Origin of the sequence: Aromatoleum sp. (assembly GCF_035254505.1) — a bacterium.
Lineage (GTDB): Bacteria > Pseudomonadota > Gammaproteobacteria > Burkholderiales > Rhodocyclaceae > Aromatoleum.
In genome coordinates this window covers 17,011-39,221 of the sequence record NZ_DATFAO010000009.1, presented here as the reverse complement: position 1 = coordinate 39,221, position 22,211 = coordinate 17,011, and the positions used below count along the sequence as shown (strand labels likewise).

26 protein-coding genes are annotated in these 22,211 nt (G+C 64.9%); 11 read left to right on the top strand and 15 right to left on the bottom strand.

Annotated features, from left to right (window positions below):
• Positions 1-9 precede the first annotated feature (9 nt).
• Positions 10-798, bottom strand: coding sequence for a hypothetical protein (locus VJ673_RS01285; protein ID WP_324124198.1), 789 nt, complete (start codon positions 796-798; stop codon positions 10-12).
• Positions 799-916: 118 nt separating this feature from the next.
• Between VJ673_RS01285 and VJ673_RS01280 the strand changes: the two genes are divergently transcribed.
• On the top strand, positions 917-1,909 hold the full coding sequence (locus VJ673_RS01280; protein ID WP_324124197.1) for a serine/threonine protein kinase: 993 nt from the start codon (positions 917-919) through the stop codon (positions 1,907-1,909).
• A 30-nt stretch (positions 1,910-1,939) separates the two neighbouring features.
• On the opposite strand, the gene VJ673_RS01275 is transcribed toward VJ673_RS01280, so the two are convergent.
• Complete coding sequence (locus VJ673_RS01275; RefSeq protein WP_324124196.1) at positions 1,940-2,443, bottom strand: HAD domain-containing protein; 504 nt, start codon at positions 2,441-2,443, stop codon at positions 1,940-1,942.
• A gap of 170 nt (positions 2,444-2,613) precedes the next feature.
• Between VJ673_RS01275 and fabI the strand changes: the two genes are divergently transcribed.
• From fabI to folE, 3 genes are read left to right on the top strand one after another with little or no spacing between them, the layout of a single operon-like run.
• Positions 2,614-3,393 carry an enoyl-ACP reductase FabI gene (gene fabI / locus VJ673_RS01270; RefSeq protein ID WP_324124195.1) on the top strand — a complete coding sequence of 260 codons (780 nt, stop codon included), beginning with the start codon at positions 2,614-2,616 and terminating at the stop codon, positions 3,391-3,393.
• Positions 3,394-3,413: 20 nt separating this feature from the next.
• Positions 3,414-4,010, top strand: coding sequence for a hypothetical protein (locus VJ673_RS01265; protein ID WP_324124194.1), 597 nt, complete (start codon positions 3,414-3,416; stop codon positions 4,008-4,010).
• 37 nt (positions 4,011-4,047) lie between these two features.
• The gene (gene folE, locus VJ673_RS01260) at positions 4,048-4,689 is read left to right on the top strand and encodes a GTP cyclohydrolase I FolE (protein ID WP_324124193.1); all 642 of its coding nucleotides are present in this window, start codon (positions 4,048-4,050) and stop codon (positions 4,687-4,689) included.
• A 31-nt stretch (positions 4,690-4,720) separates the two neighbouring features.
• Here the strand turns inward: folE and VJ673_RS01255 are convergent, their stop codons facing one another.
• Genes VJ673_RS01255 through VJ673_RS01245 form a run of 3 tightly spaced genes read right to left on the bottom strand, consistent with a single transcriptional unit; the run spans position 4,721 to position 6,274 of the window.
• A complete protein-coding gene (locus VJ673_RS01255) occupies positions 4,721-5,050 on the bottom strand; it encodes a DUF3301 domain-containing protein (RefSeq protein WP_324124192.1) in 330 nt (109 codons plus the stop codon).
• A gap of 19 nt (positions 5,051-5,069) precedes the next feature.
• Positions 5,070-5,432, bottom strand: coding sequence for a nucleotide pyrophosphohydrolase (locus VJ673_RS01250; protein ID WP_324124191.1), 363 nt, complete (start codon positions 5,430-5,432; stop codon positions 5,070-5,072).
• The gene (locus VJ673_RS01245; protein ID WP_324124190.1) at positions 5,429-6,274 is read right to left on the bottom strand and encodes a 23S rRNA (adenine(2030)-N(6))-methyltransferase RlmJ; all 846 of its coding nucleotides are present in this window, start codon (positions 6,272-6,274) and stop codon (positions 5,429-5,431) included. Before VJ673_RS01245 ends, VJ673_RS01250 begins: the two co-directional genes overlap by 4 nt.
• A gap of 127 nt (positions 6,275-6,401) precedes the next feature.
• On the opposite strand from VJ673_RS01245, the gene VJ673_RS01240 reads away from it, so the two are divergent.
• Positions 6,402-6,950, top strand: coding sequence for a gamma carbonic anhydrase family protein (locus VJ673_RS01240; RefSeq protein ID WP_324124189.1), 549 nt, complete (start codon positions 6,402-6,404; stop codon positions 6,948-6,950).
• A 13-nt stretch (positions 6,951-6,963) separates the two neighbouring features.
• Here the strand turns inward: VJ673_RS01240 and VJ673_RS01235 are convergent, their stop codons facing one another.
• Positions 6,964-7,854, bottom strand: coding sequence for a DMT family transporter (locus VJ673_RS01235; protein WP_324124188.1), 891 nt, complete (start codon positions 7,852-7,854; stop codon positions 6,964-6,966).
• A 209-nt stretch (positions 7,855-8,063) separates the two neighbouring features.
• Between VJ673_RS01235 and VJ673_RS01230 the strand changes: the two genes are divergently transcribed.
• From VJ673_RS01230 to VJ673_RS01215, 4 genes are all read left to right on the top strand, one after another.
• Positions 8,064-8,777, top strand: coding sequence for an SIMPL domain-containing protein (locus VJ673_RS01230; protein WP_324124187.1), 714 nt, complete (start codon positions 8,064-8,066; stop codon positions 8,775-8,777).
• A 37-nt stretch (positions 8,778-8,814) separates the two neighbouring features.
• A complete protein-coding gene (locus VJ673_RS01225) occupies positions 8,815-9,141 on the top strand; it encodes an MliC family protein (protein WP_324124186.1) in 327 nt (108 codons plus the stop codon).
• 30 nt (positions 9,142-9,171) lie between these two features.
• The gene (locus VJ673_RS01220) at positions 9,172-9,732 is read left to right on the top strand and encodes a C40 family peptidase (protein ID WP_324124185.1); all 561 of its coding nucleotides are present in this window, start codon (positions 9,172-9,174) and stop codon (positions 9,730-9,732) included.
• 106 nt (positions 9,733-9,838) lie between these two features.
• Positions 9,839-10,270 carry a CBS domain-containing protein gene (locus VJ673_RS01215; RefSeq protein WP_324124184.1) on the top strand — a complete coding sequence of 144 codons (432 nt, stop codon included), beginning with the start codon at positions 9,839-9,841 and terminating at the stop codon, positions 10,268-10,270.
• A gap of 27 nt (positions 10,271-10,297) precedes the next feature.
• On the opposite strand, the gene ftsB is transcribed toward VJ673_RS01215, so the two are convergent.
• The 4 genes from ftsB to pyrG all read right to left on the bottom strand — a co-directional run bounded on the left by ftsB (position 10,298) and on the right by pyrG (position 14,507).
• Positions 10,298-10,573 (bottom strand): cell division protein FtsB, encoded by a 276-nt coding sequence (gene ftsB, locus VJ673_RS01210; protein ID WP_324124183.1) that lies wholly within the window; start codon positions 10,571-10,573, stop codon positions 10,298-10,300.
• Positions 10,574-10,681: 108 nt separating this feature from the next.
• The gene (gene eno, locus VJ673_RS01205; RefSeq protein ID WP_324124182.1) at positions 10,682-11,971 is read right to left on the bottom strand and encodes a phosphopyruvate hydratase; all 1,290 of its coding nucleotides are present in this window, start codon (positions 11,969-11,971) and stop codon (positions 10,682-10,684) included.
• Positions 11,972-12,013: 42 nt separating this feature from the next.
• The gene (kdsA, locus tag VJ673_RS01200) at positions 12,014-12,853 is read right to left on the bottom strand and encodes a 3-deoxy-8-phosphooctulonate synthase (protein WP_324124181.1); all 840 of its coding nucleotides are present in this window, start codon (positions 12,851-12,853) and stop codon (positions 12,014-12,016) included.
• A gap of 22 nt (positions 12,854-12,875) precedes the next feature.
• Positions 12,876-14,507 (bottom strand): CTP synthase, encoded by a 1,632-nt coding sequence (pyrG, locus tag VJ673_RS01195; protein WP_324124180.1) that lies wholly within the window; start codon positions 14,505-14,507, stop codon positions 12,876-12,878.
• Between the two features lie 129 nt (positions 14,508-14,636).
• Between pyrG and VJ673_RS01190 the strand changes: the two genes are divergently transcribed.
• Complete coding sequence (locus VJ673_RS01190; protein ID WP_324124179.1) at positions 14,637-15,743, top strand: polysaccharide pyruvyl transferase family protein; 1,107 nt, start codon at positions 14,637-14,639, stop codon at positions 15,741-15,743.
• Here the strand turns inward: VJ673_RS01190 and VJ673_RS01185 are convergent.
• Positions 15,727-16,131 (bottom strand): acyl-CoA thioesterase, encoded by a 405-nt coding sequence (locus tag VJ673_RS01185; protein ID WP_324124178.1) that lies wholly within the window; start codon positions 16,129-16,131, stop codon positions 15,727-15,729. The two genes, VJ673_RS01190 and VJ673_RS01185, sit on opposite strands and share 17 nt — an antisense overlap.
• 162 nt (positions 16,132-16,293) lie before the next feature.
• Between VJ673_RS01185 and VJ673_RS01180 the strand changes: the two genes are divergently transcribed.
• Positions 16,294-17,931 (top strand): electron transfer flavoprotein-ubiquinone oxidoreductase, encoded by a 1,638-nt coding sequence (locus VJ673_RS01180; protein WP_324124177.1) that lies wholly within the window; start codon positions 16,294-16,296, stop codon positions 17,929-17,931.
• A 20-nt stretch (positions 17,932-17,951) separates the two neighbouring features.
• Here VJ673_RS01180 and VJ673_RS01175 read toward each other — a convergent pair whose 3' ends face one another.
• Genes VJ673_RS01175 through VJ673_RS01160 form a run of 4 tightly spaced genes read right to left on the bottom strand, consistent with a single transcriptional unit; the run spans position 17,952 to position 22,153 of the window.
• Positions 17,952-18,425 (bottom strand): TlpA family protein disulfide reductase, encoded by a 474-nt coding sequence (locus tag VJ673_RS01175; protein WP_324124176.1) that lies wholly within the window; start codon positions 18,423-18,425, stop codon positions 17,952-17,954.
• Positions 18,422-19,612, bottom strand: coding sequence for a sialidase family protein (locus VJ673_RS01170; protein ID WP_324124175.1), 1,191 nt, complete (start codon positions 19,610-19,612; stop codon positions 18,422-18,424). The genes VJ673_RS01175 and VJ673_RS01170 overlap by 4 nt, the downstream gene beginning before the upstream one ends.
• A complete protein-coding gene (locus tag VJ673_RS01165) occupies positions 19,606-21,711 on the bottom strand; it encodes a TonB-dependent receptor (protein WP_324124174.1) in 2,106 nt (701 codons plus the stop codon). Before VJ673_RS01165 ends, VJ673_RS01170 begins: the two co-directional genes overlap by 7 nt.
• On the bottom strand, positions 21,701-22,153 hold the full coding sequence (locus VJ673_RS01160) for a copper chaperone PCu(A)C (RefSeq protein ID WP_324124173.1): 453 nt from the start codon (positions 22,151-22,153) through the stop codon (positions 21,701-21,703). Before VJ673_RS01160 ends, VJ673_RS01165 begins: the two co-directional genes overlap by 11 nt.
• Positions 22,154-22,211: the final 58 nt, after the last annotated feature.

The following is a 22,211-nucleotide window of genomic DNA, read 5'->3' as shown; positions in this document are numbered from 1 at the left end:
GAAATATCCTTAGTGAATCTGCCCCGACGCAGGCCGGCGCGCCCGCTGCCATGCCAGCACCGCCTGCGTCGAGTGCGCCATCACCCGGTCGCGGCAATCGGCGGGCAGCTCCGTAGCGAGCGCAGTGAAAAGCGCTTCGTTCATCTCGCGTGCCAGCCCGTCGGCCGCAAGCCCTTCGGCCAGGCACTGGATCTGGATGTTCGCGAGGGCATCGGCCACCAGGCGCCACCCGAGCTCGGGCATCATCTGGATCAACGCGAACATCATGCCCCCGAGCCGCGTCAGGATCCTGGTTGCCTGCTCGCGCTCTTCGCTCGCGATCATCGCGTGCCACAGTGCGAGGTGGATGCCGCGCCGCAGGTCGATCTTGAAATCGATCGCATTGCCTTCGGCCGCATCCATCGCCGCGAATTGCTGCAGGAAGCGCGCCTCGCGGGATGCATCGAGCCCGGTGCGCAGTGATCCGATCAGTTCGGAGAGCGCCGGAATCGCTACCAGATCGAAAGCCTGACTATAGGCCAGCCCCCACTGGTCGAGCCCCGCAATGACCATCGCGAGGCGCAAGGCGCGGCCATCCTCTTCGCCCGCCGCATCGCTCCATTTCCCCAATGCCTCCCGCAGCGACTCGAGCCCGCGAACGCGCTCGCCTTCGTCGTCGGAGAATGTCAGGCGGAATACCTGCGCAAACGCATCCTGCGCCATGCGCGCAGCGAGCTTCTGGCCGTCCACGCCGACCACGGGGGCCAGCGTATCGACGGGAATGGAATTCGAGGGCGGTGTACGTGCGTCGTCGGTCATGCTCGGCTTCCGCGGGAAAAAGGGATCTATTCTCCCCTCCACGTGCCCCGCGGGCAAATCCGTCAGTCGTATCCAATTCCTGCGACAATGCAGCGCTCTGTCCTTCCCGGCCACTCCGATGTCCGATCTGCCCTTCGAAACGCTTACACCCGACCTCATCCTCGACGCGCTCGAGTCCTGCGGCCTGGCCCCGGACGGCCGCATGCTGGCGCTCAACAGCTACGAGAACCGCGTCTATCAGGTCGGCATGGACGAAGGGCCGATGCTGGTCGTGAAGTTCTATCGCCCTGCGCGCTGGAGCGACGAAGCGATCGCCGAGGAACACGCCTTCGTCACCGAACTCGCCGCCCGTGAAATCCCGGTGGTGCCGCCGATCTCGGTCGGCGGGCACACGCTGCTGCATCACCAGGCCCTGCGTTTCGCACTCTTTCCGCGCGTCGGCGGACGCGCCCCCGAGCTCTCCGATCCGGCGACGCTCGAATGGATGGGCCGTTTCATCGGACGCATCCACGCCGTCGGCGCCCTGGAGGCCTACCGGCACCGCCCGGCGCTCGATATCGCCAGCTTCGGCGAAGAACCGCGCGACTGGCTGCTCGCCAACCACTTCATCCCCGACGATCTGCTCCCGGCCTGGCAAAGCACGATCGATCAGGCGCTGGACGGCGTGCGCCGCTGTTTCGACCGTGCCGGCTCCTACACGACGCTACGCCTGCACGGCGACTGCCATGGCGGCAACGTCCTGTGGAGCGAATCGGGGCCGATGCCAGGCCCGCAATTCGTCGACTTCGACGACAGTCGGATGGGACCGGCAGTGCAGGATCTGTGGATGCTGCTGTCGGGCGCGCGCGAAGAGATGAGCCGGCAGCTGGGCGACGTCCTCGCCGGTTACGAAGACTTCCACGAATTCGCGCCGCGCGAACTGCACCTCGTCGAAGCCCTGCGCACGCTGCGCCTGATCCATTACGCCGGCTGGATCGCCCGCCGCTGGCAGGACCCGGCCTTCCCGGCCGCGTTTCCGTGGTTCAACACCCAGCGTTACTGGCAGGACCGCATCCTGGAAATGCGCGAACAGATCGCGCTGATGGACGAGCCGCCGCTCTGGTCGATCTGAGCGCGACCCGGGCTACGGCTTGAGCGCGATTCAGGCGCGCCGCAGGAAGGACGGCTCGCGCGAGGTCGCTGGAACCGGGCTGCCCGACCGGAAGCTGTCAAGCAGGCGGCGCAGCGCGCCGGCATCTTCTTCGGTGAACCCATGCTTGAAGTCGGTGAGCACGAGGCGCGACCGCGACATCCAGTTGCCGGGGGCATCGTCCAGTGCGCACCAGGCAGCCTCGCCGACGTCCGGCACGTGCTGGCCGAGCCACAGCATCGCCTCACGCTCGCGCAAACCATGCAGCTCCGCGCCGTGCTTGGGTATGACGTGCGGCGTCACGCCGGCCACGCGAGGGCGAACATCTTCGGCGAAACGGCTGACGAGCTTGGACAGCGAGAACAGCATCCGCCAGTCCGACGCGATCACGATGCGCGCTTCCTCGTATTCCCTCACGACCGCCTCGATCAGCGGCAGACAGCGGAAATCCTCGACCTCGCCCCACGGGTGGGTGACGCCATCGAAATCCATGAAAATGTAGGTCGTACGTGTCATCGCTCGCTCGTCGGCAGTAAAGGCGCTTCACCGCCCGTGATGCTAGAATGCTGCATTGCGCAAATTACTGCAAGCACTCGCCGTGCCAGCGCTCCGCCTCCTTCCCCCATCCCCGGGAGAGCGACGGTTGGACACGGCCTCCCGGACCACAAACCGCTCACGGAGCAGCAATGAAGCCCCTCGTTAATCTCGAAGGCAAAGTCGGCCTGATCACCGGCATCGCCAACGAAAAGTCGATTTCCACCGGTGTCGCCGAAGCCTGTGCCGAAGCCGGCGCCACCCTCGTCGTCACCTATCAGAACGACAAGACCCGCGCCTTCATCGAGCCCGTCATCAACCGCCTCGGCATCAAGGACGCCTACCTGCTCGACGTCACCCGTCCCGAGACGCTCGCCGACGTCTACGCGCAGATCGAAAAGAACCACGGCAAGCTCGACTTCGCCGTCCACAGCATGGCCTTCGCCAAGCGCGACGACCTGCACGGCCGCGTCGTCGACACCTCGGCCGACGGTTTCGCCCTTGCAATGGACGTCTCCACGCACTCTTTCGTTCGCCTCGCCAAGATGGTCGAGCCGCTGATGGAAAAGGCCGGCGGCGGCGCGCTCGTCACGATGACCTACCTCGGCAGCGAGAAGGTCATCCCCAATTACGGCGTAATGGGCCTGTGCAAGGCCGCGCTGGAAGCAGCGACGCGCTACATGGCCTTCGAACTCGGCGGCAAGAACATCCGCGTCAACGCCGTCTCGCCCGGCCCGCTGATGACCCGCGCCGCCTCCGGCATCGCCGGCTTCGACGCCCTGATGGCGACCGCCGTCGAGCGCTCCCCGATGCACGCCCTCGTCACCCCGGAAGACATCGGCGCGCTAACCGCCTTCCTCGTATCCGACGCGGGCCGTCTCGTGTCCGGCGGCGTGCACTTCGTGGACGCCGGCTACAACATCATGGCCTGAGCCTCGGGAACGCCCCGATCGTGATCGATCTGGCCGCTGCCCGCGCCAAACTGGGACGCGAATCGGTCCGCCTACCGGACCCGGTTCCGCCCCATCCCCTGCTCGTAGGCAGGACCGAGATCGGTCGCGGCGAGTACAGCATCGTGCTCGATCACCCCGACCCCGAGCGGGTTTACAAGGTGATCAGCTCGCCCGCCGACCTCTTCCTCTACACCGCCGACGATCGCCCTCAAGGCCCGCATTTTCCGCGCGTCTTCGCCAACCATGGCGTGATCGGCCGCGCCGTTTCCGGCTACCCCTTCTACCTACTCGAAGTCGAACGCCTCTATCCGCTCGGGGAAGACGGCCCCGCGGCAACGCTCGCCGCGCTACTGATCGATTTCTACTGGTCAGCCTGCCAGCAATGGATACAACTCGGCCCCGACATGGGCCGCATCGCGCTGTACCATCTCACCCAGCACCCGCCCAGCATCGATGTCAGCCTGCTCGACGCGATCAAGGCCCTGTCCGACTTCGTCGAAGCCTACGAAGTCCTTCCGGACATCCTCAACGCCAACAACCTCATGATGCGCAAGGACGGGACGCTGGTATTCTCCGATCCGGTATTCATCGCCTGATCACCGTCACAACCGACCCTGCAAAGGGGAATGCGCCATGAGCGAATTTCACGACCACCACCCGCCGCACGCGCTGCGTACAGGGCTAGGCATTGCGCGCACCGGGGAATTCGACCCCGTCGCCTTCGAACGCGCCGTCAACGACCTCCTCGCCGCCTGCGGTGTCTCGCCGGACAGCCCGCACATGGGACGCACCGCGCTGCGCGTGCGCGAACTGTGGCAGCGACGCCTGCTGGGCGGCTACGACATGGACCCGGCCGAGGCACTGGGCGACGGCTTCGAGGACGACCGCAACGACATGGTCGTCATTCGCGGCATCGCCGTCCACGGCGTCTGCCCGCACCACCTCGTCCCCTTCCGCGGCGTCGCGCACGTTGCCTACCTGCCTGGCGGTCGCTTGCACGGCTTCGGCCGCATCGCACGCCTTGTCGACGCGATCGGGCATCGCTTCACCTACCAGGAATGGATGACGCGCGACATCGCCGACGCGCTCGTGCGTCACGGCCACGCGCGCGGTGCGGCCTGCATCGTCGAAGCGGAGCAGCTTTGCCTGCTGCTCGGCGAGGACAGGCGCGGCGACGAGCGCGTCGTCACCCAGGCCTTCGTCGGCGAATTCGACACCCGCCCCCACCTGCGCAGCGAATTCCTGCACGCCGTCGACAGCCGCAGCGTCCGCTGACGCCCCCGGTGCCCGCAGGGGCTCGACTGTCTCAGTGCAGCGACACGACGTTGCTCGCGCGCGGCCCGATGTCCAGCATCACGACCTCCCGGCCGCGCAGCATCACCGAACCCGCCTGTCGATCGTTGCCGGAATTGGAATACTCGAACTCATAGACGCGCTGGAGGCAGGCCCGCCCGTTGTCGTCGCGCGCAATCCGCAAGGAGCGCGTCGCGACGGTGTCGTCGAGCAACTGCACCCCTTCGCGTTGGCAGGCCGCCTTCGCCGCCTGCACGCCGATCTCGCGCGTGCGGATGCTGTCGAGCCAGTACCAGCCGACGAGCACCAGAGCCATCACCGAAAGAAGTTCCCAGAAGGACATCGACTGATTCCCGCGCCGCCTACAGCCGGTCGTACTTGTCCGCGCGCCCGGCGGCCTTTTCGACCGGGTAGCGCTCGGCATTGATGACGATCTTGCGCCTTGCAGCGTCGGCCAGATCGACATCCAGCACGTCCGCAAGCCGCACGAGATAGAGCAGCACGTCCGCCAGTTCCAGCGAAACCTCCTCGTGCCGTGCCGCAGGCAAGGCGGCCGATTCTTCGGCCGTCAGCCACTGGAAATGCTCGATCACCTCGCCCGCTTCGCCGGCAAGCGCCATCGCGAGATTCTTTGGCGTGTGGAAGCGTCCCCACGCGCGCTCCGCGGCGAAAGCCCGCAGCGCGTCGCGCAATTCGACAAGGGAATCGGAAGACAGATCGCTCATTCGATATGGTGCTCCAGGTCAAAGCCCGCTTCGTCGTCCAGCGCCAGCGCCTTCACGAGCCAGGGCATCGTCTTCTCGAGGATTTCGGGCAACACCCAGGGCGGATTGACGATATACAGTCCGCTGCCGAACATGCCGAAGCCGTCCCGTCCCGGCTTGCACACTGCAAGCCGCACATCGAGCCAGCTTTCCGCACCCAGATCCGCGAGTCGCTCCGGCAGGCGCCGCGCCTCCGGCCGCGCGAGCATCGGATACCACACGGCGTACGTTCCGCCGGGAAAACGCCTCATCGCATCCGCCACGACCTCCGTGACCCGTCGGTAGTCGTCCTTGACCTCGTAGGGCGGATCGATCAGCACCACGGCGCGGCGCGTGGGGGGCGGCAGGAGGCTCCGCAGACCCGCAAAGCCGTCGGCCCTGCGGATCGCGACCCGCTCGGTGTCCCGTGCAAAAGTCTGTTCCAGGGTCTCGGCATCGGCTGGATGAAGTTCGAACAGGCGCATGCGGTCCTGTTCGCGCAGCTGCGTCATTGCCAGCGCCGGCGACCCCGGATAGAAGGTCAGCCGGCCATGAGGATTGAACTGACCGACGGCCTCAATATAGGGCTTCAGCGCGTCCGGCAGATCGCTCCGTTCCCACAGGCGCATGATTCCCGCATCGAACTCGGCATTCTTCGTCGCCTGGTCGCTGTCGAGCGCGTAGCAGCCCGCGCCCGCGTGGGTGTCGATATACCACCACGGCTTGTCCTTGCGATTGAAATAGCGAAGCAACTCGATCAGGACGAAGTGCTTGAGGACATCGGCGTGGTTGCCGGCATGAAACGCGTGGCGATAGCTGAGCATGAATGAGGCAAAATGGATGACGGGGCTATTGCCCCCAGGCGCGGAATGCTACCACTGCCTGCTATGATTGCGGCCCCGTCGGCTCGCGCCGCCGGTCAAGAACGAGAGAGAAGAGAGAGAGAACAGCATGCCCATTTACGCCTTGGGCGATCGCACCCCACGTTTCGGTGAAGGGTGCTGGGTCGCCGACAACGCCACCGTGATCGGCGACATCCAGGCCGGCGACAACGTCAGCGTCTGGTACAACGTCGTGATCCGCGGCGACAATGACCCGATCACGATCGGCGACAATACCAACATCCAGGACGGCTCGGTCCTCCATAACGACGACGGCGTGCCCCTCACGATCGGCAGCAACGTCACCGTCGGCCACATGGTCATGCTCCACGGCTGCACCGTCGGCGACGGCTCGCTGATCGGCATCAACGCCGTCGTGCTGAATCATGCCGTGATCGGCAAGGACTGCATCATCGGCGCCAACGCTCTAATTCCGGAAGGCAAAGTCATTCCGGACCGGTCGCTGGTGGTCGGCTCTCCGGGGCGCATCATCCGGGAGCTGACGGACGAGGACATCGCCGGCCTGCGCAAGAACGCTGCCAACTACGTGCAGAATTCGCGCATGTACGCTGCCGAACTTCGCCACCTCAGCCCGCTCCCCTCACACCACAAGCGCTGAGCTCCGGCAGGACTCAGCCTGCAGCCGCGGCCGTCTTCCGGGGCGCCCCGGCTCGCGTGAGCCAGATCACCGCGCCGAGGATCAGCACGCCGCCTGCCAACTGATTCGGCAGGACAGGCTCGCCGAGAAAGACGGCCGCCAGCGCAAAGGTCACGACCGGCTCCAGCGTCGACAGCGTGGCGGCGTCCGCGGCTCCCAACCTTTGCATACCGGCAAAGAACGCCACCATCGCGACGACCGTGGACACGACCGCGATCATCACGACGGCGAGCCAACCTCCGGCGTTTTGCGGCCATGACGGGGTGCCCCCAGCGGTCAACCCGCCGAACACCACAGCCGCGGCGATCATCACGACGGCTGCCGACGCGAGCGGCGACTCCTCGCTCATCACGCGGCTGCCGACCAGGATATAGACCGAGTAGATCAGCGCCGCGCCGACGCCGAGTACGACCCCCAGAGGCTCCCCGGTCACACCACCGCTAATCGTCAGCGCTGTGCCGCCGAGCGCGACCAGCGCCGCCATCACGCGTCCAAGCGTCAGCGGCCGTCGTAGGAACAGCGCGCCGAGCAGCATCACGAGAAAGGGATAGAGATAGAGCAAGAGCGCGACAAGGCCCGCCGAGGCGTAATTCAAGGCCGAAAAGAAGGTGAACGACTGGCCGACATAGGCGATGCCGCCCATCCCGGCGAGAATCATCAGATTGCGGCGGGACGGCCAGGGGCGCCGCGTCACCACCATAACCAGCGCCAGGAGCGCCGCGGCGATCGCGAAACGCAGGAATAGCACGGTCACGACGTCCGCACCGCTATCCCGCGCAAAGCGCGCGAATATCGCCATCGCACCAAAGGCGCTGGCGGAAATCGCCACGTACAACGCCCCGCTCAGCCGCTCCCCACTTAGCATGCCGTCACCGTGAGAAAAACCGATCACTCTGCCCAACACAGCCCCTGCGGTCAATCGCCAGGCATACGATCTTCGGGCACTCGCTACGTGGACGCGCTGCAGACAAGAAATGCAGCACATTTACAACGCATTACACGACCCCTATTGCTATGGGGCATACCGGGGGTAAACTGCGCGCCTTTAATGGTTTTTCCTTAGGGGCCCTGCCAATGAACAACACTCTGCTTCGGCGACTGTTATTCATTCTGTCGCTGTCCCTACAGCTCCCGGTGCTTGCCTTCGCCGCGGCGCCCGACGCTCCCGGCGAACGTCTGCCGACGATCGAACTCTCCGCCGATGCCAGCCGCTCCGCGCCCAACGACCAGGCGACGGCGACGATGTATTTGCAGGCCGACGACAAGACTCCGGCCGCTCTCTCGCGCCAGGTCAACTCAGTCATCGCCGCAGCGCTCGAACAGGCGCGCGCCTATCCGACGGTGCGCACCCGTACCGCCGCCACGACCACCTCCCCGATCTACAGCAAGGAAGCCCGCAGGATCGACGGCTGGCGCATGCGCTCGGAATTGCAGCTCGAAAGCCGCGACCTCCCAGCCCTCACGGAGCTGCTCGGCAAACTCCAGGGCTCGCTGGCGCTGTCCAGCCTCGTGATGCAACCCTCCCCCGAAACGCGAAAAACCGCCGCGGACCTCGCAGCCGCCGACGCCCTCCGCGCCTTCCAGGGACGCGCCCAGTCGATCGCGGGCGCCCTCGGCAAGACTTACCGTATCCGCCACCTGTCCGTCGCGTACGGCAACGCGCCGCGCCCCCCCTATCCGGTAATGCGCGCGAACGCTGTCTCGATGGAAGCCGCTGCGGTGCCGGCAGAGGCCGGCGAAAGCGACGTCACCGTCACCGTCAGTGGCACGATCGAACTGCCGGAATGAGCCACTGCCTCCTTCCGATGCCCATAGGAACCCCTAGATGCACCTGAACGCCCGCTTTGCCGCCCTGTGCGGCCTGATCGCCTCCGCCGGCATGCTCGCCGGCACAGCCTACACCCGCGACGCCACACGCGTTATCAACTACGCCTGCAAGAACGGCGAGCAGTTCAGCGTCGAATACCTCGGCGATCACGTCCGCCTGCGCACCGGCGCGGGCATCTTTGCGCTCTCGCATCAGACCGCTGTCGACGGTGAAAAGTATTCGGACGGGCAGACCGTCTTCTGGGCCCACGGTCAGCAAGCGAGCCTCGAACGTCCGGGGCTACCCGCCAGTGGCGACTGCAGCCCGCACAGCCGATCGCTGTGACGTGCCCCCCGAGGGGAACCTGAGGCGCCAATGATGGCAGCCGCATGTCGAGCAGGTCGCCCAGGCCTGCTGTTGATCCTGACCCTGCTGCTCGCCGCGTGCAGCAGCGTTCCGACGACAGCCCCGGTCGTCGGAAGTCCTGCTCCAACACCTGCTCCCTCTCTCCCCGAAGAACCCCGCATCGACTACTTCGCGCTCGATAACCCCCTGCACCCGCGGGAGATGGTCATGGTCGCGCTGGGCCTGCTCGATACCGGCTACGCCTTCGGCGGCCGCAATCCGGAGGCCGGCCTCGATTGCAGCGGCATGGTCAGCTACGTCGTCGAACAGGTCAGCGGCCGACGCTTGCCCCACAACGCGTCGAAAATTGCCGAAATTACGCGCCCCATCCCTGTTTCCTCACTGCAGCCGGGTGACTTGATCTTCTTCAACACCATGAACCGGCGCCACTCCCACATGGGCATCTACCTCGGGGAGGGAAAATTCGTGCACGCGCCGTCTAGCCGTGGTCGCGTGCGCGTCGAACGCATGGACAGCCCGTATTTCGCACCCCGGGTCGACGGCGCGCGGACCCTGCTGACAACGGGCTAGCGCGGGCGTGAATAGCGCACTATTTTGAAAGGATAGTTCGCGTATCCTCGCGGAAGGCCACCGCTGTGAGTGACCTTGGACAACACCCTATGGAGGAGAAACCGAGATGAATCGAAGGATTCGAGACATCGTCAAAGATCAGGCCATCCTGACCGCGACCGCGGACTTGTCGGTTCGAGAAGCGACTCGTCGCATGGCGGCTGCGAAGGTGGGCGCGATCATGATCACCGGGACAGAAGGAAAGCTGACGGGTATCTTTACGGAGCGCGACGCTTTGGTGAAGGTGCTGGCGAATGGCGTCGACCCCGACAAGACTACGCTTGCCCAAGTCATGACCAGCGATCCGACGACAGCAAGTACCGACAAGCCCCTTTGCTACGCGCTGCACATGATGTACGACGGCGGCTTCCGCCACGTTCCCGTCGTCGACAACGGTGTGCCGGTCGGCATGATCTCCGCTCGCGACGCGCTCGGGCCCGAAATGGTCGAATTCGAGGCCGAGATCGCGCAGCGGCAATCGATTACCGAACTGCTCTGACGTCGGCCAAGCGCTCCGCGAAGCGCGTCAGCGCTTTTGCGGGGTGTGGACGAAGATCTCGTTGGGCTTGATCAGCCCGAGTTCGAACCGCGCACGTTCCTCAATCGCCTCGTTGCCGGACTTCAGGTCCCGCACCTCGGCCTCCAGGCCGGCATTCCGCTGCTCGAGCTGCCGGTTGCTTTCCCGCTGGGCCTGAACCTGACGGTCCACGTCCCAGACGCGCAGCCAGCCCCCTTTTCCCACCCATAGCGGGTATTGCAGGGCTGCCACGATCAGCGCGAGGATGAGAAGGGACCAGCGCATACCTGAAAGGAATCCGTTTCAATCAAAACAAGGCCGGCGGGAGTCCGCCGGCCTTATCGTTTTACTGCTTCCGCGACCCGTCATCCGAGCCGCGGCAATGGTACTTGCTTAGCGCACGCGCAGGTTGTAGAACGCGCGGCGGCCCGGATAGCTGGCGGTATCGCCCAGATCTTCCTCGATGCGCAGCAGCTGGTTGTATTTCGAGATACGGTCCGAACGCGACAGCGAGCCGGTCTTGATCTGCATCGCATTGAGACCGACGGCGATGTCGGCGATCGTCGAATCTTCGGTTTCACCCGAACGATGCGAGATCACGGCGGTGTAGCCGGCGCGCTTGGCCATTTCGACTGCGGCGAAGGTTTCCGACAACGTGCCGATCTGGTTGATCTTGATCAGGATCGAGTTGGCGACACCCTGGTCGATGCCCTGCTCGAGGATCTTGGTGTTGGTCACGAAGAGGTCGTCGCCGACGATCTGGATCTTCCTGCCGAGCTTGTCGGTCAGCAGCTTCCAGCCGGCCCAGTCGCCCTCGGCCATGCCGTCCTCGATCGACACGATCGGGAAACGGTCGGCGAGCGTCGCGAGGTAGTCGGCGAAGCCTTCCGAGGTCAGCGTCAGTCCTTCACCGGCGAGCACGTACTTGCCGTCCTTGTAAAACTCCGATGCGGCGCAGTCGAGCGCGAGCAGCACGTCGCGGCCCGGCTCGTAACCGGCGTTCGAGACGGCCTCGAGGATGAGATTCAAGGCCTCGTCGGTGCCCGACACGTTCGGCGCAAAACCGCCTTCATCACCAACCGTCGTCGGGTAGCCCTTCTTGTCGGTGAGCTTCTTCAGGTGGTGGAAGATCTCGGCGCCGCAACGCAGGGCTTCGCGGAAGCTGGTCACGCCGACCGGCATGATCATGCATTCCTGGATGTCCAGGCTGTTGTTGGCGTGTGCGCCGCCGTTGATGACGTTCATCATCGGCACCGGCATCGCCATCGGGCCCGAACCGCCGAAGTAGCGGTACAGCGGCAGGCCAGCTTCTTCCGCGGCAGCCTTCGCAACGGCCATCGATACGGCGAGCATCGCATTGGCGCCGAGGCGCGACTTGTTCTCGGTACCGTCGAGTTCGATCAGGGTGCGGTCGATGAAGGACTGCTCTTCGGCGTCGAGGCCGATGATCGACTCGGAGATCTCCGTGTTGACGTTCTCGACGGCGCGCAGGACGCCCTTGCCCAGGTAACGCGCGGCGTCGCCGTCGCGCAGTTCGATCGCTTCGCGCGAGCCGGTGGAGGCGCCCGACGGCACCGCCGCGCGGCCCATCACACCGGATTCGAGCAGAACATCGGCTTCGACGGTCGGATTACCGCGCGAGTCCAGGATTTCACGGGCAATGACATCAACGATTGCACTCATGGGTTCTTCTGTCCTTGTACAGGGGGTCGAAAATAAGGTAAATCAGGCGGTCAGTTCCAGCAGGCCATCGCGCTTCACCAGCTGATCGATGTCCTTCAGGGTTGCGAGCAGGGCCTTCATCTTGGGCAGCGGCCAAGCGTTGGGTCCGTCCGACAGCGCCTTCGCGGGGTCGGGATGGGTCTCCATGAAGAGCCCCGAAACACCCACCGCCACGGCGGCACGCGCCAGCACGGGCACGAACTCCCGCTGGCCGCCGGATGCGGTGCCCTGCCCGCCCGGCAGTTGCACCGAGTGCGTCGCGTCGAACACGACCGGGCAGCCGGTCTCGCGCATGATCGCGAGGCTACGCATGTCGGACACGAGGTTGTTGTACCCGAAGGACGCGCCGCGCTCGCACACCATGATGGTGTCGGCGCCACCGTTCGCTTCGCGCGCCTTGTCGACGACGTTCTTCATGTCGCCGGGTGCGAGGAACTGGCCCTTCTTGATGTTCACCGGCTTGCCGCTGGCCGCGACTGCGTGGATGAAGTCGGTCTGGCGGCACAGGAAGGCCGGGGTCTGCAGCACATCGACGACGGCGGCGACCGCGGGGATTTCCTCGATCGAGTGCACGTCGGTCAGCACCGGCACGCCGAGTTGCTTGCGCACGTCGGCGAGGATATCGAGGCCCTTCTCCATACCGGTGCCGCGATACGACTTGCCCGAGCTGCGATTGGCCTTGTCGTAGGACGACTTGTAGATGAAGGGAATGCCGAGCTCGGCGCAGATGTCCTTCAGCGCGCCGGCGGTTTCGAAGGCCATCTCGCGCGACTCGATGACGCAGGGACCGGCGATCAGGAAAAACGGCTTGTCGAGGCCGACGTCAAATCCGCAGAGTTTCATCGTATATTCCTCACGGCCCCGCTCAAACGCCCTTGCGCGCCAGCGCCGCCTTCACGTAGGCGGTGAAAAGCGGATGGCCCTTGCGCGGGTTGGACGTGAATTCGGGGTGGAACTGGCAGCCGACGAACCAGGGGTGCACGTCGGCGGGCAGTTCGATCATTTCGCACAGGTCGGTGCCGGGGGCACGTCCGGAGACGCGCAGCCCCTTCTCTTCGAGTTGCGCGAGCAGCGTGTTGTTCACTTCGTAGCGATGGCGATGGCGCTCGACGATCTGCGGCGCGCCGTAGATGTCGCGGGCCAGCGAACCTTCGACGAGGTGGCAGACCTGCGCCCCGAGACGCATCGTGCCGCCGAGATCGGAGTCCTCGCTACGCTTTTCGACCTTGCCGCTGCGGTCCTGCCATTCGGTGATCAGGCCGATCACGGGATAGCCGGATTCACGCTCGAATTCGGTCGAGTGTGCGCCGTTCATCCCGGCGACGTCACGCGCGAACTCGACCACGGCGAGCTGCATACCGAGGCAGATGCCGAGGTAGGGGACCTTGTTTTCACGGGCGTAGCGGATCGCAGCGATCTTGCCCTCGGTGCCGCGCTTGCCGAAACCGCCCGGAACGAGGATCGCGTCCATCTTCTCGAGCGCCTTGCAACCGTCGCGCTCGATGTCCTCGGAGTCGAGGTAATGGATGTTGACCTTGCACTCCGTGTGCATCGCAGCGTGCGACAGCGCTTCGATCAGCGACTTGTAGGATTCGGTCAGATCGACATACTTGCCTACGAAGGCGACGTCGACGGCGTGCTTCGGGTTTTCGAGCGAATGGACGAGCTTTTCCCAGACCGACAGATCGGCCGCGCGGGCAAGGATGCCCAGCTTGTGGCAGACGATCTCGTCGAGCATCTGGTCGTGCAGCTGGCCGGGGATCTTGTAGATCGACGACGCGTCGAGACACTCGATGACCGCTTCAGGCATCACGTTGCAGAACAGCGCGATCTTGCGCCGCTCGTCGGCCGGAATGTTGCGGTCGGCGCGGCACAGCAGGATGTCGGGCTGGATGCCGATCTCGCGCAGTTCCTTGACGGAGTGCTGGGTCGGCTTGGTCTTGAGCTCGCCCGCGGTGGGGATGTAAGGCAACAGCGTCAGGTGGATGAAACAGGTGCCGCTGCGGCCCTCTTCGATGCCCATCTGGCGGATCGCTTCGAGGAAGGGCAGCGACTCGATGTCGCCGACCGTGCCGCCGACCTCGATGATCGCGACATCGGCACCTTCGGCGCCACGCTTGACGTAGCGCTTGATCTCGTCGGTGATGTGCGGGATGACCTGCACGGTCTTGCCGAGGTACTCGCCGCGGCGTTCCTTCTTGATCACCGCCTCGTAGATCTGGCCGGTGGTGAAGTTGTTGCGCTTGCCCATGCGCGCACTGGTGAAGCGCTCATAGTGGCCAAGGTCGAGGTCGGTTTCAGCACCGTCTTCGGTCACGAAGACTTCACCGTGCTGGAACGGGCTCATCGTACCCGGATCAACGTTGATGTACGGATCCAGCTTGAGGTGAGTAACCTTGATGCCGCGGGATTCGAGAATGGCCCCGAGAGAGGCCGCTGCGATGCCTTTGCCCAAAGAGGACACGACACCGCCGGTAACGAAGACGTATTTGGTCATGGGAAAGCTGCTGCGGGAAAGCGCGATGATAACCGAAACTACCCCCCATCCGGAAGCGATGCACTACCGTGATGCTCGGGTGTACCCCGCCTCGGCGGCAGGACTACGGGGGCCAAAGGTCTGATTCCAATGAAGAGCGCGCGCCCCGAAGCTCCCCGCCTGATCCTGTTCGGCGCCTTCGACCGACATAACTTCGGCGACCTGCTGCTCGCGCATTGTGCTGCAGCCGGCGAGGCGCGCGAGCCCGTCTTCGCGGGCCTCGCGGCACGCGACCTGCGTGCCAACGGCGGCCACCACGTCATTCCGATTTCGGAAGCGATCGCGCGACATGGTGCTGAGCCGGCCGAGCTCGTGATCGTCGGCGGCGAAATCCTGACGACGACGGCGTGGGAGGCTGCGGTGATGCTCCAGACGCCTGCCGACGCGGCTCAGGCGATCCGCCTTCATGACCGGAACGAGACCGCAAGAAACGACTGGGCACGCCGTACGCTTCAAGACCCGCACCCCCTGCCCTACGTCCTCAACAAGGACGACTTACCCACGGGCTGGACAGTGGAGTTTCGTGCGGTAGGCGGCGTCCGGTTCGAGGCGCTCTCCCCGGCAGCCCGTCGAGAAGCCGTTCGGGCACTGGCAGCCGCGGACCGTGTCACGGTCAGGGACGTCGTCACGCAGGCAGCTTTGTCGCGCCACGGCGTCCGCGCGCGGCTCGCCCGAGATCCTGCGAGCGAGTCGGCACGGCTCTTCGGCCCGCAGCTCCCGGAACGCATTCAGCTCGAAAAACTGGCAGCGTCAGGCCGCCCGTTCCTGCGCTGGATCGCAGTACAGACCGCCTCCCAATGGGGCGACGACGCCACGCTTGCGCGCATCGCGAGCCGCGTAGCGTCCGTCGCGCAGAGGGAGGATTGCTCCGTCGTCTTGTTTTGCGCCGGAACCGCGCCGTGGCACGATGATCTCGAAACGCTGGTGCGGCTGGCACAGCACCTTCGGTCACAGGCGGCCGACGTCCCCGTTGCAGTGTTCAAGTCGACCCGCGTCTTCGACATCTGCGCCCTGCTCGCTGGCGCATATCGCTATGTCGGCACCAGCCTGCATGGCTGGATCGTCGCGAACAGCTTCGGCGTTCCCAGCTCCTGCCTGGTGGCGCACAAAGGCGACAAGGCCGCAGCCTACCTCGACACCTGGCATCCGCAGCCACGGGCATGGGAAACGCTGGACGACCCTATAGCGCCTCTCTGAGCGCGTCGGGCAATGGCACGGATTTCCCGGTCTCCATGTCCATCCAGACCACTTTCGCTGTCCCGTCGGCGTAGAGGCGGTCGTCGTCTTCAACAAAGAGCTCATACCAGGTCATCACGCTGCTACGGCCGGGTTCGCCGGCGTAAAGCTTGACGATGACGGTCGCAGGATAATTGACGGGAATCAGGAAGGTGCAGCTCGCATTGATGATGACGGGTCCCTTGCCCGCATTGGGATCGACCGGAAACCGCATCGCCTCGATCCACTCTACCCGCGCCTGCTCGAAGAAGCGGAAATAGACCGTGTTGTTCACGTGTCCGTAGAAATCCATGTCTCCCCAGCGCACCGGGATCTTCGTCGTCAGCAACAACTTGCGATCTTCTTCCATAATGTCGCCCCATATTGGTTCCTTGGCGAGGGTAATGTAACATACGGATCCGTATGTTCAGCCACACCGACGAACACTCACCCCATAAGACAAATCAAGGCGATGCGCAGGAGACGATGTCCTCCCGGACAGACCTACCTTCGCACATGAACGGAGAATAGGATGGAACGCGAATCGATGGAGTTCGATGTCCTGATCGTCGGCGGCGGCCCTGCGGGGCTGGCGGCGGCGATCCGGTTGAAGCAGCTGGCCAACGAGAAGGGCACGGAGCTGTCCGTGTGCCTGATCGAGAAGGCCGCCGAAATCGGGGCGCACATCCTCTCCGGCGCGGTGATGGACCCGCGCGCGATCACCGAGCTCTTCCCCGACTGGAAGGAGTTGGGTGCGCCGCTCAATACCGAAGTCACCGAAGACCGCGTGATTTTCCTCAACGAGACGGGCGGCCGCAAGGTACCGAACAACCTGCTGCCGGACTGTTTCCAGAACCACGGCAACTACATCGTGCGCCTGGGTAACGTCGCCAAGTGGCTCGGCGAACAGGCCGAAGCCTTGGGCGTCGAGGTCTATCCGGGCTTTGCCGGCGCCGAGATCCTGTATGACGAAAATGGTGCAGTGAAAGGTGTCGCGACCGGCGACATGGGTGTGACGCGCGAAGGCGAACACGGCCCCGCTTATCAGCCGGGAATGGAGCTGCACGCGAAGTACACGCTCTTCGCCGAAGGCTGCCGCGGGCATCTGGGCAAGCAGCTCGAAGCGAAGTTCAACCTGAGGGACGGCGTCGACCCGCAAACCTACGGCATTGGCTTGAAGGAATTGTGGGAAGTGCCGGCTGAGCGCCACGAAAAGGGCCTCGTCGTGCACACCGCCGGCTGGCCGCTGCCCTCGGACACCTACGGCGGCGGCTTCGTCTATCATCTCGAGGACAACCTCGTGTCGATCGGCTACGTCGTGGGTCTCAACTACACGAATCCGCACCTGTCGCCCTTCGAGGAGTTCCAGCGCTACAAGACGCACCCCGAGATCCGCAAGTTCCTCGAAGGCGGCAAGCGGCTCGCGTATGGCGCGCGCGCGATCGCCGCGGGTGGCCTGCAGAGCCAGCCGAAGCTCATCTTCCCGGGTGGCGCTTTGATCGGTGACGACGCGGGCTTCCTCAATGCCGCGCGCATCAAGGGCAGTCACGCCGCGATCAAGAGCGGCATGCTTGCTGCGGAAGCCGCCTTCGACGCCTTGGCCGCCGAGCACAGCCGCGACGAACTCAAGGCCTTCCCGGAAGCCTTCCGTTCGAGCTGGCTCTTCGACGAGCTCTACAAGGCGCGCAACTTCAAGCCCTACATGAAGAAGGGCCTGTGGATGGGTTCCTTCCTCTTCGGCATCGACCAGAAGCTCTTCGGCGGCAAGGCGCCGTGGACGCTGCACAACTCGTCCGATCACGACCAGCTCAAGCTCGCCTCCGAGTGCCCGAAGATCGATTACCCGAAGCCCGATGGCGTACTGACCTTCGACCGCCTGTCGTCGGTGTTCCTGTCGAACACCAACCACGAGGAAGACCAGCCCTGCCACCTGCAGCTGAAGAATCCGTCCGTGCCGATCGCAATCAATCTCGCGAAGTACGACGCCCCTGAGCAGCGCTACTGCCCGGCCGGCGTCTACGAGATCGTGCGCGAGGAGACCGGCCCGCGGCTGCAGATCAACGCGCAGAACTGCGTGCACTGCAAGACCTGCGACATCAAGGACCCGACCCAGAACATCAATTGGGTCGTGCCGCAAGGCGGTGAAGGGCCGATCTACCAGGGGATGTAAACCGGCCGCTCGCGATGCGATCAGCGTGTCGCGAGCCCCAGCGAACTGCGCACGGTCGCCTCGGGGATCACGCCGGAGAGTGCGACCTTGCCGCCTCGTCCGTCAAAGAAGAGGGTGCGGGGCAATTCGCCCCGCCACTTCTCGTCGAGCGCAAACGCCAGCGCCTCGGGCATATCGGAACCGTACGCGAAGCGCTCACCCGGCACTGCGAACCGGTCGAGCGGCGCAGCAAGGCCCTCTTGCACCGGTTCAGTCGCAACCGTGATCAGCTTGAGCTGTGGGTTGGCTTTCGCCATCTCTGCGAAGAGCTTCAGGTTCTTCTTGCAATGCACGCAGTCGGACGACCACAGCGCGACGATCGTCGGCTTGCTGTAATGGGCCGCATCGACGACGCGGGCTGCAGTCGTCCGGTCGAGCGGGACGAAATGCTCGGCGGCTGACGCCGCGGCACTGACGCATAGCAGCGTTGCCAGTAGAAGTCTCAGTCGTTTCATTTCAGCCAATACCCCTTCATGCCTTCCTTGTCGGTGCGCCAAAAGGCGAACAGATCGTCGCCCCTGCGGATGACCCGCGGCTGATCGGACGTGCCTTCCGTGCTCGCCAGCGCCACCGCACGGAAACTCACACCGTCGTCGTCGGACACTTCCGCGCGCAGGTTGGTCCGCAGTCCGTCGAACTCCTTCCATACGATCGCGACACGCCCGCCGCTGGCGGCGATGTCTGCATGTGCAGCGCGCTCCCCGCCCACCGGTCGCTGTCCTTCGACTTGGCCGTCCACCAGCCGCCCGTAGAATACGCGACCTTCGCCGCCCTTCTCATTGAACCACACCGCGTGGCGGACACCGGTCAATGACACGGCAAGCGACGGTCCATGGTGCGGGCAGGCGTCGATCCGCCAATGGTCGAAGGTTGCGCGCTGCACCTTGCCCGGCATACCGTCCGGCCCTAGCTTGACCAGCGCGTGGTCCCGCTCGTTGGGCTCGAAGACATGGCGCCACATCACCAGCGGCCGACCGTCGACATCGTTCGCGACGCCGATGCGGCAGCACTCGCAGGAATGGTCGGCCAGCTTGAATTCGGCCCGAAACGTCCGGCCGCCGTCGTCCGAGATCGCTGCATAGATTGCCCCGCCGCGATAGGCACGCTTCGCCGCCTGGGCCGTTTCCAAATCGCGCTTGTCGATCCACGCAACGAGCACCTGCCCCTTTCCGGTGACGGCGAGCGTCTCAAAACGATGCGTGATTTCCTGTCGGTCGCTATGGACGGTGATCGGCGCCGCAAAGTGCTTCCCGTCATCCGCGCGGGCAAGACGGATCTCGCCCGTATACGGCTTCGTCAGCGGATGCGTCCAGGACACCAGCACACCTCCGTCGGGCGCGAAGGCGAGCTTCGGACGATTCTCCCCGTCGGCCGAAATCGCTTCCGGCACTGCGTTGACGGCGACCGGCGGCTCCCAGCTCGCGCCGTCGTCGCGGCTGTGATGGAGGAGCACATGCTGGCCATCCTTCGAGACGGCATACAAGGTGCCGTCGGACGCGAAGGCGGCGGAGGTTCCCAACTCCGCCTTGGCCACTTCCCCGCCGGACTTGCCATGGATATGCATCTGCGCCCCAGCGCCGGCCGCCCAGGCGATGGCCAGCAGAGCGACGGCGTGTCGCCCGAATCGTATGATTCTCACCATTTCGCTTCGACTCCAGCGATCAAGGTTCGCGGCAACCCCGGCGAATAGACCGGCGTGCGACCCGTCGAGAGTTGGGCGCTGTCCGCGTAACGACGATCGGTGAGGTTCTGGATGCTGCCGAAGAGCGACACACTGCGGGTTAGCGCGTAATCGCCGCGCAGATTGAACAAGTCGTGACCACCATACTTGACCGTGTTGGTGTCGTCGAGCCAGTAGGAGCCGATACGGACCCATTCCAGCTGAGCGCGCGTGCCGCGCATTGGCGCCCAGGTCAGCCGCGTGTTGGCGATCAGGCGCGGCGCGCTGAGTTGCTCCTTGCCGCTGAAATCGCCCTGCGAAGTCTTCCAGTCGACGTATTCGTGCCGCGCGTACGAGACCGCCGCGTCGACGCGCAGGTCGTCCCTCAACGGCGCGCCGAGGCCCAGTTCGATGCCGCGGTGCCGCGTCTCGCCGGCGTTGGTCGTGATCGTCTGGGTCGTGACCGGGTCGCGCTGGCTGACGATGTCGTCGCGCTTGGTGAGCTGGTAGGCCACGACGTCGTACGAGAGGCCGCTCGCCACGCCACGCAGGCCGAGTTCGAACTGGTCGGCCTTGATCGCCTCGAGCTGGAGTGCCGACTGCGCGAGCGCAACGGCGGCTACCCGGCTCGTCGTACGGGACGGGCGGAACAGTTGCGACTCCGATGGCACGCGGAAGCCCTGATTGTAGGACGCGAAGAGGTGCGTGTTGTCGTCGAGCGCATAGGTTGCGCCGAGTTTGGGGGTCGCGCGATGGAAGCTCAAGCTCTGGTCGGCGGCCTGCCCGTAGAAGCTGCTCCCCACCTGGACCGCGCCGGCACTGAAGCGGTTGTTGAACTCGTAACGCATGTCGTCATAGCGCAAGCCTGCAGTCAGGCGCAGGCGCTCGGTCGGCGAGATCTCGCCGTGGACGTAGGGCGAGATGCCGCGATACTCGACGTCGTAGTCGTAGATGCGCGCGCCGACCGTGTAGTCGATGAATTCCTGGCTCGCTCCCGATCCGCGCGTCGTCGCATCGATGCGATTCTCGCGCCGGGCCCCGGGACTGAAATCGAGATCGACCCCGGCGATCAGGCGTGCGCGCAGCGGGGCGAAATCCTGGCGCCACTTCGCCATCAGGCCATAGGACTGGTTGCGCGTCTCGGCGAGGCTGGGGTCGAAGCGCAGTGCGTAGCTCGCGAGGAGGTCCATGCTGTCGTCGCGGAAATACGGCGTGACCGAGACCAGCGAGTTGCCGATTTCCTGCTCGTAATTCGTGGACAGGCGGAAGGCATGCACCTTGCGGAACGCGATCGGCAGGTAGTTTTTCGTCGGATCGTCGCGGTAGTCCGAGCGCACCAGCGGCGAGTTGGCGCCGGTGTCCTGGTCGATTTCCGAGAAGCCGACCACGGTCTTCAGCACTGCGCTGTCGCCGACGAAATGATCCCAGCGCAGCGTGCCGCTGGTGCGATCGTAGCCGGTGCTGTCGCGCCAGCCGTCGGTCGTCGTCAGGTTCAGGTCCGCGCGGAAGCCGCCGTTCTCGTAGCCGTTGCCGCCGCTCAGGAGGGCGCGGCGCCAGCCGAAATCGCCCGCTTCGAGCGAAGCGCTCGCTTCCGGTTTCGTCGGCGGCGTGCGGGTCAGCACGTTGACAACCCCGCCGATCGCGTCCGAGCCATAGAGTGCCGACGATGGGCCGCGATTTACCTCGATGCCGCCCGCTTGCGGGACGTTGATCTCGTACAACGCGTTGTGGTTGAAGAAGCCGGTCGAGCGCGACGGAACGCCGTCCTCGAGGAAGAGGTAGACGGGCGCGGTCGAGAAGGGCTGACGGATGGCGGTCGTGTGCCCCTCGCCGTTGGTGACGGCCGCCGCGGCACCCGGGATCTGGCTCAGGATCTGCGCCGGATGGGAGGGCTTGTCGGCGGCGATTTCGGCGGCCTTCACGACACCGATGGATGCCGGCGTTTCGACGAGCTTCGTTTCTTCGCGTGTCGCAGTGACCGTCACCTGTCCGAGGACGGTGTCAGCGTCAGCGGCAACGCTGCCGCCTGCGACACAGGCGCAGGAAAGCGCAAGGACTGTCCGCATCGCATCAGTGGACATGCCCGCCCCCCATAGCATGCAGGGGCCGCACCGGCGCATTGATTTCGATCGTTTCGCGGCGGCCGTCCTTGCCTTCGACCGTCAGCTTCAGTGGAACCGATTCCCCTTCCGGCAGCGCGCGCTTCAGATCGAAGAGCATCGCGTGATAGCCGCCCGGCTTCAGCTCGAGGGCTTTGCCGGCAGGCAGCGGGAGCGACGCCACGGCACGCATCTTCATCACGTCCGCTTCCTGCACCATCTCGTGGATCTCGACCTTGTCGGAGACGGGCGATTGAATCGCGACGAGGCGCGAATCCTGTGAGGCGGTAATGCGCATGAACGCGCCCGTCACCTTCTGTTGCGGCACCGTGGCTCGCACCCAGGCTTCTTCGATCTTCACGTCTGCCAGCGCGGGAAGCGCGACAGCGAGCGACAGCAAGGCGGCTGCACTCAAGTTCTTCATGATTTCCACTCCATGATTCCAATGTCGGTGGCCAATGGCGACCCGCGTAGATCGTGCA

Bases quoted from the DNA above. Each gene is read 5' to 3' on its own strand.
- kdsA (WP_324124181.1), bottom strand. From the start codon at position 12,853: ATGAAACTCTGCGGATTTGACGTCGGCCTCGACAAGCCGTTTTTCCTG.
- VJ673_RS01165 (WP_324124174.1), bottom strand. From the start codon at position 21,711: ATGTCCACTGATGCGATGCGGACAGTCCTTGCGCTTTCCTGCGCCTGT.
- VJ673_RS01235 (WP_324124188.1), bottom strand. From the start codon at position 7,854: ATGCTAAGTGGGGAGCGGCTGAGCGGGGCGTTGTACGTGGCGATTTCC.
- VJ673_RS01215 (WP_324124184.1), top strand. From the start codon at position 9,839: ATGAATCGAAGGATTCGAGACATCGTCAAAGATCAGGCCATCCTGACC.
- folE (WP_324124193.1), top strand. From the start codon at position 4,048: ATGAGCGAATTTCACGACCACCACCCGCCGCACGCGCTGCGTACAGGG.
- VJ673_RS01240 (WP_324124189.1), top strand. From the start codon at position 6,402: ATGCCCATTTACGCCTTGGGCGATCGCACCCCACGTTTCGGTGAAGGG.
- VJ673_RS01255 (WP_324124192.1), bottom strand. From the start codon at position 5,050: ATGTCCTTCTGGGAACTTCTTTCGGTGATGGCTCTGGTGCTCGTCGGC.
- fabI (WP_324124195.1), top strand. From the start codon at position 2,614: ATGAAGCCCCTCGTTAATCTCGAAGGCAAAGTCGGCCTGATCACCGGC.
- ftsB (WP_324124183.1), bottom strand. From the start codon at position 10,573: ATGCGCTGGTCCCTTCTCATCCTCGCGCTGATCGTGGCAGCCCTGCAA.
- VJ673_RS01220 (WP_324124185.1), top strand. From the start codon at position 9,172: ATGATGGCAGCCGCATGTCGAGCAGGTCGCCCAGGCCTGCTGTTGATC.
- VJ673_RS01160 (WP_324124173.1), bottom strand. From the start codon at position 22,153: ATGAAGAACTTGAGTGCAGCCGCCTTGCTGTCGCTCGCTGTCGCGCTT.
- VJ673_RS01275 (WP_324124196.1), bottom strand. From the start codon at position 2,443: ATGACACGTACGACCTACATTTTCATGGATTTCGATGGCGTCACCCAC.
- pyrG (WP_324124180.1), bottom strand. From the start codon at position 14,507: ATGACCAAATACGTCTTCGTTACCGGCGGTGTCGTGTCCTCTTTGGGC.
- VJ673_RS01245 (WP_324124190.1), bottom strand. From the start codon at position 6,274: ATGCTCAGCTATCGCCACGCGTTTCATGCCGGCAACCACGCCGATGTC.
- VJ673_RS01180 (WP_324124177.1), top strand. From the start codon at position 16,294: ATGGAACGCGAATCGATGGAGTTCGATGTCCTGATCGTCGGCGGCGGC.
- VJ673_RS01285 (WP_324124198.1), bottom strand. From the start codon at position 798: ATGACCGACGACGCACGTACACCGCCCTCGAATTCCATTCCCGTCGAT.
- VJ673_RS01280 (WP_324124197.1), top strand. From the start codon at position 917: ATGTCCGATCTGCCCTTCGAAACGCTTACACCCGACCTCATCCTCGAC.
- eno (WP_324124182.1), bottom strand. From the start codon at position 11,971: ATGAGTGCAATCGTTGATGTCATTGCCCGTGAAATCCTGGACTCGCGC.
- VJ673_RS01175 (WP_324124176.1), bottom strand. From the start codon at position 18,425: ATGAAACGACTGAGACTTCTACTGGCAACGCTGCTATGCGTCAGTGCC.
- VJ673_RS01230 (WP_324124187.1), top strand. From the start codon at position 8,064: ATGAACAACACTCTGCTTCGGCGACTGTTATTCATTCTGTCGCTGTCC.
- VJ673_RS01185 (WP_324124178.1), bottom strand. From the start codon at position 16,131: ATGGAAGAAGATCGCAAGTTGTTGCTGACGACGAAGATCCCGGTGCGC.
- VJ673_RS01170 (WP_324124175.1), bottom strand. From the start codon at position 19,612: ATGGTGAGAATCATACGATTCGGGCGACACGCCGTCGCTCTGCTGGCC.
- VJ673_RS01190 (WP_324124179.1), top strand. From the start codon at position 14,637: ATGAAGAGCGCGCGCCCCGAAGCTCCCCGCCTGATCCTGTTCGGCGCC.
- VJ673_RS01250 (WP_324124191.1), bottom strand. From the start codon at position 5,432: ATGAGCGATCTGTCTTCCGATTCCCTTGTCGAATTGCGCGACGCGCTG.
- VJ673_RS01225 (WP_324124186.1), top strand. From the start codon at position 8,815: ATGCACCTGAACGCCCGCTTTGCCGCCCTGTGCGGCCTGATCGCCTCC.